7 protein-coding genes and 2 pseudogenes are annotated in these 13,932 nt (G+C 40.4%); 3 read left to right on the forward strand and 6 right to left on the reverse strand.

Translation table 11 applies throughout. The annotated features are described in order from the left end of the window. Positions 1 to 20 precede the first annotated feature (20 nt). Positions 21 to 341 (reverse strand): annotated as a pseudogene (locus tag MS2017_RS00355) (phosphoribosylaminoimidazolesuccinocarboxamide synthase); the annotation flags it as partial. Between the two features lie 18 nt (positions 342 to 359). Continuing rightward, complete coding sequence (locus MS2017_RS00360; protein WP_122950899.1) at positions 360 to 560, reverse strand: hypothetical protein; 201 nt, start codon at positions 558 to 560, stop codon at positions 360 to 362. Between the two features lie 36 nt (positions 561 to 596). Between MS2017_RS00360 and MS2017_RS10930 the strand changes: the two genes are divergently transcribed. Continuing rightward, positions 597 to 6,728 (forward strand): FG-GAP repeat protein, encoded by a 6,132-nt coding sequence (locus tag MS2017_RS10930; RefSeq protein WP_164707551.1) that lies wholly within the window; start codon positions 597 to 599, stop codon positions 6,726 to 6,728. A 57-nt stretch (positions 6,729 to 6,785) separates the two neighbouring features. Here the strand turns inward: MS2017_RS10930 and MS2017_RS00375 are convergent. Then, positions 6,786 to 7,109: pseudogene (locus tag MS2017_RS00375) on the reverse strand (phosphoribosylaminoimidazolesuccinocarboxamide synthase); the annotation flags it as partial. A gap of 48 nt (positions 7,110 to 7,157) precedes the next feature. Then, on the reverse strand, positions 7,158 to 7,307 hold the full coding sequence (locus tag MS2017_RS10935) for a hypothetical protein (RefSeq protein ID WP_164707541.1): 150 nt from the start codon (positions 7,305 to 7,307) through the stop codon (positions 7,158 to 7,160). Positions 7,308 to 7,509: 202 nt separating this feature from the next. Here MS2017_RS10935 and MS2017_RS10940 point away from each other — a divergent pair, with 202 nt between their 5' ends. Beyond that, positions 7,510 to 11,598, forward strand: a complete 4,089-nt coding sequence (locus MS2017_RS10940; protein WP_164707552.1) for a beta strand repeat-containing protein — start codon at positions 7,510 to 7,512, stop codon at positions 11,596 to 11,598. A 49-nt stretch (positions 11,599 to 11,647) separates the two neighbouring features. Here the strand turns inward: MS2017_RS10940 and MS2017_RS00385 are convergent, their stop codons facing one another. Beyond that, positions 11,648 to 12,535, reverse strand: a complete 888-nt coding sequence (locus tag MS2017_RS00385; RefSeq protein WP_122950900.1) for a phosphoribosylaminoimidazolesuccinocarboxamide synthase — start codon at positions 12,533 to 12,535, stop codon at positions 11,648 to 11,650. A gap of 74 nt (positions 12,536 to 12,609) precedes the next feature. Here MS2017_RS00385 and MS2017_RS00390 point away from each other — a divergent pair, with 74 nt between their 5' ends. Then, positions 12,610 to 13,236, forward strand: a complete 627-nt coding sequence (locus tag MS2017_RS00390; RefSeq protein WP_071563738.1) for a hypothetical protein — start codon at positions 12,610 to 12,612, stop codon at positions 13,234 to 13,236. A 49-nt stretch (positions 13,237 to 13,285) separates the two neighbouring features. Here MS2017_RS00390 and MS2017_RS00395 read toward each other — a convergent pair whose 3' ends face one another. Further along, a complete protein-coding gene (locus MS2017_RS00395; protein WP_139458462.1) occupies positions 13,286 to 13,708 on the reverse strand; it encodes a hypothetical protein in 423 nt (140 codons plus the stop codon). Positions 13,709 to 13,932 lie beyond the last annotated feature (224 nt).

Raw genomic sequence — 13,932 nt, forward strand, 5'->3', positions numbered from 1 at the left:
ACCTTGATGCAATATTTCGACTAAATCTTTGTTGTTTGCATTAGCAATTGTTGCACTTGGCGGTATTGTTGTGCAGTTTTTTGGGTGATATTATCTGGTAGGCTTGGTGCAGGTGGGGTTTTGTCCCAGTCTAGTGTTTCTAAATAATCACGCACAATTTGCTTGTCAAAACTTTTTGGACTGGTGCCGATGTGGTCAGATTTTGACCAAAAGCGTGATGAATCGGGGGTTAGAACTTCGTCCATTAGGGTTAAGCAATTGTTTTCATCCAGTCCAAATTCAAACTTGGTGTCAGCGATAATAATGTCTTTTTTCAGGGCGTAGTCGCTGGCGAAATTGTAGCGTGCATTGACACCAAATTATTGCCAATTGGCAATTGCCAATTGGCATTTGGTAGATTGCATTACCACCTGTAAGTGAGGCGTGCATTTTTGTATGTTGCCTGTTGTTATCATTGTACGGTTTTTTTGTAATTCATCATTGTTTTTTATTGGGTTGTTTTTTAGACCTTTATTCCCAACAATTTCATTTTTAAGCGTAAATTTTTTAAGATTAACCAATGTATAATTACATAAATAATAATTATGGAGAGAAACATGAAAAAATCCCAAATCACAACACAACAAAATAAAGCCCAAAAAATCACCAACCAACTTAACAAAGAAGTGCTTTCCCTCACCAAAGGCACCCACCACATCCAACCACAAACTGGCATCGCCTACCAACTAAACCCCAAAGATTTTAATACTAAAAAAACCAGCCTAATCGCCAAAAGAGTAAACGATGATTTAGAAGTCACATTTGTAGAAAGCGTCCTCATCTTTGACAACTATTTCACCCTTTGCAAAACTGACTTATCTTGCCTAGTTTCCCTCCCCACCGAAGACGGTGGTCTTTACCATGTGGTTGCCGACACCTTCTTTACTTTAGAAGACGGCACTCAAGTCGTTTATTTTTATGGCGAACAATCCATTGTTGCCACAGAATCTAGTGCAACAAGCACAGACGGCAATCAAAGTTTCTCTGATGTTATTACCTCAAACATAGGTATCGTGGCTGCCGTTGTGGTTGCAGCCGTTGTGGTAGCCAGTAGTGGTAGTGATGGCGATGGCGATGTCAATGGCGATGGCGATGGTGACGATACAACACAGCCACTCGCAATCGCTTTAACGAATGACGCAGGTTCGTTAAATAGCGATGGGATTAGCAAAAATGGCGAAATTACGATTAAGCATTTAAAAAGTGGTGACACTTGGGAGTATTCCACTGACGGCGGTAATAGTTTTATCAGCGGCACAGGCAATAGTTTTGTGCTGGTTAGTGGCACTTATGGGGCAAACGATATTCAGATTAAAGTGAGTGGCAGCGCCACAATTATCAAGTACACCTCCTCTATTACTATAGATACTTTAGCCCCCTCCTTCACCAGTGCAGCAACTGCCAAGGTTGAAGCAAATACCGAAGCATCGACAACAATATATACAGCAGCAACAGACGACAATACGGTAACTTATACTTTAAAAGCGGGAGAGCAACAAGACAAATTTACCATTAGTAATACTGGCGAATTAAAATACAAACAAGCGCAAACGCAAGCAGGCACCCACACAGTGACTATCATTGCCACCGATATTGCAGGCAATACAGCGGAAAAAACTGTTAGCGTATCGGTCGTAGATATCGGTTTGTCAACCTCAATTACTTGGAGCAATATCGGCACTGACAATATCATCAATACTGCTGAGATGGCAACGGCTACTTTGAGTGGCACAGTGAGCGTTATTGGCACAGTGAGTTCAATAAGTGTTAGTAGCATTGTTTTTAAACAAGGTGATACTACTGTTCATGTGATTACTACCAATCTTCCAGCTATTGTTAACAATACTTGGGCTTTAGCCAATAACAGCGCTTGGACTTCAAAACTTACCCAAGGCGATTATACGGTTATTGTTAATCTTGCTGGTAAAGGCGCTAGCAACCAAGATGTTACAGGCTTAAATTCAATAACAACAAAGATTGACATAACTCAACCAGCCCAACCTACATTTACTTTAACAAATGACACAGGGGTGTTAAATAGCGATGGTGTTACTAATAATGGCATGATGACGGTTGCTGGTTTGGAATCAGATGCAACTTGGCAGTATTCTATTAATGGCGGCACTAACTGGACTAACGGCACAGGCACCAGTTTTACGCTGACTGAAGGCACCCATGCTATTGATGCCATTCAGGTTAAGCAAACCAATATAGCGGGTAATGTCTCAAGCGTTGTTAAGAATGCTGGCGCTATTGTTGTGGACACCTCAGATCCTTTGTTTGCTGGTGCGTCCACTGCTAATGTAGGGATAAATGCTGCTATCACTACAATTGTTTATGATGCTCAAGCCAGTAATCTTAATGGTGGCAATGCAGATGATGGTGTTACTTATAGCATAAAAAATGCAAGCACCAGTAAGTTTGCAATTACTACTGATACTGGCATCGTTACTTATAAAGCAATACAAACGACAGTGCATAGTGACACAGTAACTATTATTGCCACTGATGTTGCAGGTAATGCAACAGAACGGGTTGTTACTGTGTCGGTGAGAGGTTCTATTGCACAAGGTTTTGTTATGAATGGAGAAAGTGCTGAGGATTGGAGTGGCTCCCCAGTCTCTTCAGCAGGCGATGTCAATGGTGACGGCTTGGATGACTTAATTGTTGGTGCTTATCAAGCAGACCCTGATAATAAAGATAAAGCAGGTAAAACTTATGTTGTATTTGGTAAAACTGATGGAAGTGCTGTTAATTTATCAGCCATAGCCTTAGGCACGGGTGGCTTTGTTATTAATGGTGAGAATGCTGGGGATAACAGTGGCAACTCAGTCTCCTCAGTAGGCGATGTCAATGGCGATGGCTTGGATGATTTGATTGTTAGTACTAATCTTGGTGATACTTATACAGGAAAATCTTATGTTGTCTTTGGTAAAACCAATGAAAGTGCTGTTAATTTATCAGTCATAGCTGCTGGCACGGGTGGTTTTGTTATTAACGGTGAAAATGCTGATGATTGGAGTGGCTACTCAGTCTCCTCAGCAGGCGATGTCAATGGCGATGGCTTGGATGACTTAATTGTTGGTGCTTTTCTAGCAGACACTAATGGTGAAAGTAACGCAGGAAAATCTTATGTTGTTTTTGGTAAAACCAATGAAAGTGCTGTTAATTTATCAGTCATAGCTGCTGGCACGGGTGGTTTTGTTATTAACGGTGAGAATGCTGATGATTGGAGTGGCTATTCAGTCTCCTCAGCAGGCGATGTCAATGGCGATGGTTTGGATGATTTGATTGTTGGTGCTTTTCAAGCAGACCTTGCTAATAAAAGCAAGGCAGGTAAGTCCTATGTTATATTTGGGAAAACTGATGAAGCCTCTGTTGATTTATCAAAGATAGCCTCAGGCACGGGTGGCTTTGTTATTAATGGTGAGAATACTAGCGATCGGTCTGGAGCCTCAGTCTCCTCAGCAGGCGATGTCAATGGCGATGGCTTGGATGATTTGATTGTTGGTGCTTATCTGGCAGATCCTAGTGGTACAAATGATGCAGGTAAATCTTATGTTGTATTTGGCAAAAAGGACAAAGCTGCTGTTGATTTATCAGTCATAGCCTTAGGTACGGGTGGCTTTGTTATTAACGGTGAGAATGCTGGGGATTATAGTGGCGTCTTAGTCTCCTCAGTAGGCGATGTCAACGGCGATGGTTTGGATGATTTGATTGTTGGTGCTCATAAAGCAGACCCTGATAATAAAAGCAATGCAGGTAAATCTTATGTTGTATTTGGTAAAACCAATGGCAGTGCTGTTGATTTATCAGCCATAGCCTCTGGCACAGGTGGTTTTGTTATTAATGGTGAGAATATTGATGATGGCAGTGGCATCTCAGTCTCCTCAGCAGGCGATGTCAACGGCGATGGCTTGGATGATTTGATTGTTGGTGCTAATCAAGCAGACCCTAGTAGTAAAAACAAAGCAGGTAAATCTTATGTTGTATTTGGTAAGACAGACACAAAAGCCGTTGATTTAGCAGATGTTAGCACTGGCAAAGGTGTTGTTGCCCATACTATTGATTTTCAAGGTAATGATGATGATAATACACTCACAGGCACCTCTGCCGATGAGTTGTTTGTCGCTGGTTTAGGCAATGATACTTTAATAGGTAACGGAGGCACCGATGTCTTTAATGCAGGATCCGGTAACGATACTATTGTTATTAATGCGGACAACCTTGCTAAACTCTCCAGCAAGGTGTTGAGTAATCATTTACTCGCTCGTGTTGACGGGGGTGGTAATACCGATACGCTGAAATTAGCAGGTGCGGATCTAAATCTAGATCTCACGCAAATAGACAATGGTCGTATTCAAGACATTGAAATCATTGATTTAACAGGTTCAGGTAACAATACTTTGAAACTCAATCTGAATGATTTGCTGGATATTTCCACTTCAACCAATGTTCTTAAAGTGGTGGGTAATTCAGGCGATACAGTTGAAGTCAAGACACGCGGATTTGAAAAATCAAATGCAACCGAAGTTGTTAATGGTATTACTTATGATATTTATTCTCATGCAAGCGCTTCTACTGCAAAATTGTGGTTAGCGCAAAATTTAACGGTTTCTTTAACCTCTATTGCACAAGGTTTTGTTATGAATGGAGAAAGTGCCGGGGATTTTAGTGGTCGCTCAGTCTCCTCAGCAGGCGATGTCAACGGCGATGGCTTGGATGATTTGATTGTTGGTGCTTTTAATGCAGACCCTGATAATAAAAGCAATGCAGGCAAATCTTATGTTGTATTTGGTAAAAAAGACAAAGTTGCTGTTGATTTGTCAACCATAGCCTCAGGCACGGGTGGTTTTGTTATTAATGGTGAGAGTGCTGAGGATAATAGTGGCATCTCAGTCTCCTCAGCAGGCGATGTCAACGGCGATGGCTTGGATGATTTGATTGTCGGTGCTAATCTTAGTGAAAGTTATGCAGGTAAATCTTATGTTGTATTTGGCAAAACTGATAGAAGTGCTGTTAATTTATCAGTCATAGCTGCTGGCACGGGTGGTTTTGTTATTAACGGTGAGAATGCTAATGATAATAGTGGCATCTCAGTCTCCTCAGCAGGCGATGTCAACGGCGATGGCTTGGATGATTTGATTATTGGTGCTTATCGAACTGAAAACCAAACAGGCAGATCTTATGTTGTATTTGGCAAAAAAGACAAAGATGCTATTAGTTTATCAATCATAGCCTCTGGCACAGGTGGCTTTGTTATTAATGGTGAGAATGAAGATGATTTGAGTGGCCGTTCAGTCTCCTCAGCAGGCGATGTCAATGGCGATGGCTTGGATGATTTGATTGTTGGTGCTTATAAAGCTGACCCTAATAGTAAAGACAAAGCAGGTAAATCTTATGTCGTATTTGGCAAAACCAATGAAAGTGCTGTTGATTTATCAGCCATAGCCTCAGCCTCAGACACAGGTGGTTTTGTTATTAATGGTGAGAGTGCTGAGGATAATAGTGGCATCTCAGTCTCCTCAGCAGGCGATGTCAATGGCGATGGCTTGGATGATTTGATTGTTGGTGCTTTTTGGGCAGACCCTGCTAGTAAAACCAGTGCAGGCAAATCTTATGTTGTATTTGGTAAAACCAATGGCAGTGCTGTTGATTTGTCAGTCATAGCCTCTGGCACAGATGGTTTTGTTATTAACGGTGAGAATGCTAATGATTTCAGTGGCTACTCAGTCTCCTCAGCAGGCGATGTCAACGGTGATGGCTTGGATGATTTGATTGTTGGTGCTTATTATGCAGACCCTGATAGTAAAAGCGATGCAGGCAAATCTTATGTTGTATTTGGTAAAATCAATGGCAGTGCTGTTGATTTGTCAGTCATAGCCTCTGGCGCGGGTGGCTTTGTTATTAATGGTGAAAATGCTGATGATTGGAGTGGCCTCTCAGTCTCCTCAGCAGGCGATGTCAACGGCGATGGCTTGGATGATTTGATTGTTGGTGCTTTTAATGCAGACCCTAATAATAAAAGTGATGCAGGCAAATCTTATGTTGTATTTGGTAAAACCGATACAAAAGCCGTTGATTTAGCAGATATTAGTGCTAGCAATGGTGTTGTTGCTCATGCTATTGATTTTCAAGGTAATGGCGAGAGTAATATACTTACAGGCACCTCTGCCGATGAGTTGTTTGTTGCTGGTTTAGGCAATGATGTTTTAACAGGTAACGGCGGTGCCGATGTCTTTAATGCAGGCAAAGGTGATGATATTATTATTATTAATGCGAACAACCTTGCTAAACTCTCCAGCAAAGTGTTGAGTAGCGATTTACTCGCTCGTGTTGACGGGGGTGGTAATACCGATACGCTGAAATTAGCAGGTGCGGATCTAAATTTAGATCTCACTCAAATAGACAATGGTCGTATTCAAGACATTGAAATCATTGATTTAACAGGGTCAGGTAACAATACTTTGAAACTTAATCTTCATGACTTATTGGATATTTCCAGTTCAACCAATTTTCTTAAAGTTATAGGTGATACGGGTGATAAAGTTGATATAGGACTTAGTGACAATGCTTTTGCTAAAGATTCTACAAAAATAGAGGGCGGCATTACTTATGATATTTATAACAATGTTAATGCTACTGCTACTGTAGAATTATGGGTAGAACAAGATTTAGCGGTGTTTTAGATAATTTTTTTAAAGTTTTTTATTATTTAACCTTGGTGCAATGAAACAATATTTCGACTAAATCTTTGTTGTTTGCATTAGCAATTGTTGCACTTGACGGTATTGTTGTGCAGTTTTTTGGGTGATATTATCTGGTAGGCTTGGTGCAGGTGGGGTTTTGTCCCAGTCTAGTGTTTCTAAATAATCACGCACAATTTGCTTGTCAAAACTTTTTGGACTGGTGCCGATGTGGTAGTCAGATTTTGACCAAAAGCGTGATGAATCGGGGGTTAGAACTTCGTCCATTAGGGTTAAGCAATTGTTTTCATCCAGTCCAAATTCAAATTTGGTGTCAGCGATAATAATGTCTTTTTTCAGGGCGTAGTCGCTGGCGAAATTGTAGCGTGTATTGACACCAAATTATTGCCAATTGGTAGATTGCATTATCACCTATAAGAGACCTTTGCATAAATATGGGTGATTAGCAAAATTCAATTTTTGCCCAATTGGTAATTTTCTTAAATCTTGTCCTAGCAGGGCTAAGGCTGGGTTTAAAAAATTACCAAGTGGGTGAAAAGTGGATTTTTGATGATAATTCATATTTATGCAAAGGTCTCTATAAGTAAGGCGTGCATTTTTGTATGTTGCCTGTTGTTACCATTGTTTTTTATTGGGTTGTTTTTTAGACTTTTGTTCCCAACAATCCCATTTTTAAGTGCAAATCTTTATAAGATTAACCAATGTATAAATATATATATAAATGTATAATTACATAAAAATAATTATTATGTAGGAAAGAAACATGAAAAAATCCCAAATCACAACACAACAAAATAAAGCCCAAAAAATCACCAACCAACTTAACAAAGAAGTGCTTTTCCTCACCAAAGGCACCCACCACATCCAACCACAAACTGGCATCGCCTACCAACTAAACCCCAAAGATTTTAATACTAAAAAAACCAGCCTAATCGCCAAAAGAGTAAACGATGATTTAGAAGTCACATTTGCAGAAAGCGTCCTCATCTTTGACAACTATTTCACCCTTTGCAAAACCGACTTATCTTGCCTAGTTTCCCTCCCCACCGAAGACGGTGGTCTTTACCATGTGGTTGCCGATACTTTCTTTACTTTAGAAGACAGCACTCAAGTCGTTTATTTTTATGGCGAACAATCCATTGTTGCCACAGAATCTAGTGCAACAAGCACAGACGGCAATCGAAGTTTCTCTGATGTTATTACCTCAAACATAGGCATCGTGGCTGCCGTTGTGGTTGCAGCCGTTGTGGTTGCAGCCGTTGTGGTAGCCAATAGTGGTAGTGATGGCGATGTCAATGGCGATGTCAATGGCGATGTCAATGGCGATGTCAATAGTGACGATACAACACAGCCACTCGCAATTGCTTTAACGAATGACTCAGGTTCATCAAATAGCGATGGGATTAGCAAAAATGGCGAAATTACGATTAAGCATTTAAAAAGTAGTGACACTTGGGAGTATTCCACTAACGGCGGCAATCGTTTTATCAGCGGCACAGGCAATAGTTTTGTGCTGGCTAGTGGCACTTATGGGGCAAACGATATTCAGATTAAAGTGAGTGGCGGCGCCACAATTATCAAGTACGCCTCCTCTATTACTATAGACACCTTAGCCCCTTCCTTCACCAGTGCAGCAACTGCCAAGGTTGAAGCAAATACCGAAGCATCGACAACAATATATACAGCAGCAACAGACGACAACACGGTAACTTATACTTTAAAAGCGGGAGAGCAACAAGACAAATTTACCATTAGTAATACTGGCGAATTAAAATACAAACAAGCGCAAACGCAAGCAGGCACTCACACAGTGACTATCATTGCCACCGATATTGCAGGCAATACAGCGGAAAAAACTGTTAGCGTATCGGTCGTAGATATCGGTTTGTCAACCTCAATTACTTGGAACAATATCGGCATTGACAATATCATCAATACTGCTGAGATGGCAACGGCTACTTTGAGTGGCACAGTGAGCGTTATTGGCACAGTGAGTTCAATAAGTGTTAGTAGCATTGTTTTTAAACAAGGTGATACTACTGTCCATGTGATTACTACCAATCTTCCAGCTATTGTTAACAATAGCTGGACTTTAGCCAATAACAGTGCTTGGACTTCACAACTTACCCAGGGCGATTATACGGTTATTGTTAATCTTGCTGGCAAAGGTGCTAGCAACCAATATGTTACAGGATTAAACTCAATAACAACAAAGATTGACACAATTCCACCAGCCCAGCCCACATTTATTTTAGTAAATGACACAGGGGTATCAGATGACGATAAGGTTACCAAGATTGGTACACTAACGGTTGGTAGTTTGGAAGAAGACACACCTTGGCAATATTCCACGAATGGTGGTACTAACTGGACTAACGGCACAGGCACCAGTTTTACGCTGACTGAAGGCACCCATGCTATTGATGCCATTCAGGTTAAACAAACTAATGTAGTGGGTAATTCAAGTGTTGGTAAGAATGATGTCGCTATTGTTGTGGACACCTTAGATCCTTTGTTTGGTGTTATAACCACTGTTAATGTAGCGATGAATACTGATATCACTACAATTGTTTATGATGCTCAAGCAAGTAATCTTAATGGTGGCAATGCAGATGATGGTATTACTTATAGCATAAAAAATGCAAGCACCAGTAAGTTTGCAATTACTACTGATATTGGCATCGTTACTTATAAAGCACTACAAACTGCAGTCCACACTGATGTGTTAACTATTATTGCTACTGATGTTGCGGGTAATGCAACAGAGCAGAGGGTTATTGTGTCGGTGGTAGGTTCTATTGCACAAGGTTTTGTTATGAATGGTGAGAGTGCTGGGGATTCTAGTGGTCGATCAGTATCATCAGCAGGCGATGTCAACGGTGACGGCTTGGATGACTTAATTGTTGGTGCTTATCAAGCAGACCCTGATAATAAAGATAAAGCAGGCAAATCTTATGTTGTATTTGGTAAAAATAATGCAAGCGCTATTAACTTATCAGGCATAGCCTCAGGCACAGGAGGATTTGTTATTAATGGCGAGAATGCCAAGGACAAGAGTAGCCTCTCAGTATCCTCAGCAGGCGATGTCAACGGTGATGGATTAGATGATTTGATTGTTGGCGCACATCGAGGTGACGGGAATATAGGCAAAGCTTATGTTGTATTTGGTAAAGATAATGTAAGTGCTATTAACTTATCAGACATATCCTTAGGGACAGGAGGATTTGTTATTTATGGAGAGGTTGATCGTAATTGGAGTGGCCTCTCAGTCTCCTCAGCAGGCGATGTCAACGGCGATGGCTTGGATGATTTGATTGTCGGTTCTATTCAGGGAGCAAGTAACAAAGGTAAATCTTATGTTGTCTTTGGTAAAAAAGACAAAGGTTATGTTGACTTAGAAACCGTAGCCTCAGGCACAGGAGGATTTGTTATTAATGGTGAGTATGCGAATGATCAAAGTGGTTACTCAGTATCATCAGCAGGCGATGTCAACGGTGATGGATTGGATGACTTGATTGTTGGTGCTCATTATGCAAATTATAATAATAGAAGCTTTGCAGGTAAATCTTATGTTATCTTTGGTAAAAACAATAGTTTTGCTGCTACTTTAGCAAATTTAGGCACAGGTGGATTTTCTATTGGTGGTGAGCGTTCATATGATAATAGTGGCCACTCAGTATCATCAGCAGGCGATGTCAACGGTGATGGATTAGATGATTTGATTGTTGGCGCCTTTCAAGCAGATCCTGATAGTAGAAGCAATGCAGGTAAATCTTATGTTATATTTGGTAAAAATAATGCAAGCGCTATTAAGTTATCATCCATAGCCTTAGGGATAGACACAGGCGGATTTGTTATTAATGGCGAGAGTGCCGAGGACGAGAGTGGCAATTTTGTATCCTCAGCAGGTGATGTCAACGGTGATGGTCTGGATGATTTGATCGTTGGTGCTCGTTCTGCCGACCCTGATGGTAAAAGCAATGCAGGTAAATCTTATGTTGTATTTGGTAAAAACGATAGCAGAGCCGTTGATTTGTCAACCATAGCCTTAGGGACAGGAGGATTTGCTATTCATGGTGAGAATACCGAGGATTTGAGTGGCTACTCAGTCTCCTCAGCAGGCGATGTCAACGGTGATGGATTAGATGATTTGATTGTTGGTGCCTTTCAAGCAGATCCTGATAGTAAAAGCAATGCAGGTAAATCTTATGTTGTATTTGGTAAGACAGGCACAGAACCCGTTTATTTATCAGATATTAGTAGTATCAAAGGTGCTACTGCTCATGCAGTTGATTTTTTAGGTGGCGATAATACTGACACACTAACAGGCACCCCTGCCGATGAGTTGTTTGTCGCTGGTTTAGGCGCTGATACTTTAATAGGTAACGGAGGCACCGATGTCTTTAATGCAGGAGCCGGTAACGATACTATTGTTATTAATGCGGACAACCTTGCTAAACTCTCCAGCAAGGTACTGAGTAATCATTTACTCGCTCGTGTTGACGGGGGTGGTAATACCGATACGCTGAAATTAGCAGGTGCGGATCTAAATCTAGATCTCACGCAAATAGACAATGGTCGCATTCAAGACATTGAAATCATTGATTTAACAGGGTCAGGTAACAATACTTTGAAACTTAATCTTAATGACTTATTGGATATTTCCAGTTCAACCAATTTTCTTAAAGTTATAGGTGATACGGGTGACAAAGTTGATATAGAACTTAGTAACAATGCTTTTGCTAAAGATTCTACAAAAATAGAGGACGGCATTACTTATGATATTTATAACAATGTTAATGCTACTGCTACTGTAGAATTATGGGTAGAACAAGATTTAGCGGTGTTTTAGATAATTTTTTTAAAGTTTTTTATTATTTAACCTTGATGCAATATTTCGACTAAATCTTTGTTGTTTGCATTAGCAATTGTTGCACTTGGTGGTATTGTTGTGCAGTTTTTTGGGTGATATTATCTGGTAGGCTTGGTGCAGGTGGGGTTTTGTCCCAGTCTAGTGTTTCTAAATAATCACGCACAATTTGCTTGTCAAAACTTTTTGGACTGGTGCCGATGTGGTAGTCAGATTTTGACCAAAAGCGTGATGAATCAGGGGTTAGAACTTCGTCCATTAGGGTTAAGCAATTGTTTTCATCCAGTCCAAATTCAAATTTGGTGTCAGCGATAATAATGTCTTTTTTCAGGGCGTAGTCGCTGGCGAAATTGTAGAGCGCTAGGCTGGTTTGTTTGATTTGTTGTGCCAAATCTTCGCCAGCGATTGCAATTGTTTGGGCAAAATCAATATTTTCATCATGCGCACCGACAGCGGCTTTGTTTGATGGGGTGTAGAGTGCGGTGGGTAGTTTTTCGGCTAGACGCAAGTTTTTTGGCAATTCGATGCCACATATTTTGCCAGATGCTTGGTAGTCTTTCCAGCCAGAGCCAATGAGATAGCCACGAACAATGGCTTCAATTGCTAGGGGTTTGAGTTTTTTAACGATGATGGCTCGCCCTGCTACTTGCTTGATTTCTGCTGGTGTTAAAACGCTATCAAGTGGCTCGCGTGTTAGATGGTTGGGGACAATGTGTTGTGTTTTTTCAAACCAAAAATTTGCCACTTCGGTCAGCACTTGACCCTTGCCAGCAATAGGTTCTGGGAAAACCACATCAAAGGCACTGAGGCGGTCAGTGGTAACAATTAGTATGCGTTTATCGTCAATAGCATAAATATCTCGCACTTTGCCTTTTTGGATAAGGGGCAGATTGAGTGAAGTTTCAAAAAGTGTTTTCATAGATGTTTTGAGTGGAAATTTAAGTGTTATTTTAACCTAAATTGCATTTTCATTGTCTGTGGTAAAATTTGCCCATGATATGCAAAGTTCTCAGTACAATTAAAAAACTTATCCCAATTTTATTGTTGTTAATGCAGCCTGTGGTAGCCTCATCATTGAGCGAAGGCGCACTGAGGTTGATTCAAACGGGTAATGAAATTAACTCTCCTAGCGTGATTATGAGTGGTCAGAGGTTGTTGCTAAAGGGAATGTTTAAGTTTAATGACTTGGATGCGGCGTATGAATCTTCCAAGCAAGTGCGTTCTGGTAATCGTTTAATGGGCTATTCGCCACAAATACCCATGGCCAATAAAATATTAGCCACTTTGCTTAAAAAAGGTTACGACCCAGCAATTTATGACAGTGCCTTGTACTTATTAGATGGCGACAATGGATTTGTTCAAGATGCGTTGATGGCACTTAATTTATTTGAAGAATCGGTGAGGATGTATGCCAATCCGCAGTCTGCTTTTATTGCTGCGGTTATCAGAAATGAATCTTTAGTGTCGGTTTTGAAAGACAAATGGCGTATCGATGAGCTGATTACTTTTGCTGTATTAAATCGCGTTAAAGGCGCAGTTCAATATCAAGCACAATACATTAACAATAGACAGAATCATTTACAAGTGAAAAATTGGCGCAATTGGCTTGCCAATCAATAATACCAAGCCAATCCAAAAAAAAGCCTTATGAAGACAGGGCTTTTTTCGATTAAAACTTATCAATAACCTTGGAAAGCGTCAAAAAGAATCCCATCATCGCAAACAAAGACCACATATTTCTATTCAATGCCTTCTGAATAGAATGCTCCATTTTTTCAGTGAATAATTCAAACTTCGCCTCAAGTCCAACAAATCTTGATTCAAGCTCAGCAAATCTTGACTCAAGTCCAACAAATTTTGACTCAAGTCCAGCAAACTTTTGGTCAAACTTCGCCTCAAGTGCCATCACACTCTGCGTTACCTCGTTCAACTTTAAATCCAAATGATTGATATGATTATATTGTGATTTCAGCAACAAGGTATTAATATCATCTTGAGAAAGCCCTTCTCCTCGAGAAAACTTCTCCTCAATCTCTTTAACTTTGGGTGTAATCATCTCAATTAGCATATCGTCCACTCTTGTCTTGTCCACCACTTTCCCCGATCTTACAAAAAATCCAATTTTAACACAAAACACGCTTCTTCAAAACCAAGCAAAATCCACGCGAACATTTTTATTCATTAAGAGACCTCTGCATAAATATAAATAATCATCAAGAATCCACTCGCCCATTTGGTAATTTTTTAAACCCAGCCTTAGCCCTGCTAGGACAAGATTTAAGAAAATCATTAATTGGGCAAAAAATGAATTTTGCT

Source organism: Bathymodiolus thermophilus thioautotrophic gill symbiont (assembly GCF_003711265.1).
Classification (GTDB): domain Bacteria; phylum Pseudomonadota; class Gammaproteobacteria; order PS1; family Pseudothioglobaceae; genus Thiodubiliella.

Bases quoted from the DNA above. Each gene is read 5' to 3' on its own strand.
- MS2017_RS10930 (WP_164707551.1), top strand. From the start codon at position 597: ATGAAAAAATCCCAAATCACAACACAACAAAATAAAGCCCAAAAAATC.
- MS2017_RS10935 (WP_164707541.1), bottom strand. From the start codon at position 7,307: ATGAATTATCATCAAAAATCCACTTTTCACCCACTTGGTAATTTTTTA.
- MS2017_RS10940 (WP_164707552.1), top strand. From the start codon at position 7,510: ATGAAAAAATCCCAAATCACAACACAACAAAATAAAGCCCAAAAAATC.
- MS2017_RS00385 (WP_122950900.1), bottom strand. From the start codon at position 12,535: ATGAAAACACTTTTTGAAACTTCACTCAATCTGCCCCTTATCCAAAAA.
- MS2017_RS00390 (WP_071563738.1), top strand. From the start codon at position 12,610: ATGATATGCAAAGTTCTCAGTACAATTAAAAAACTTATCCCAATTTTA.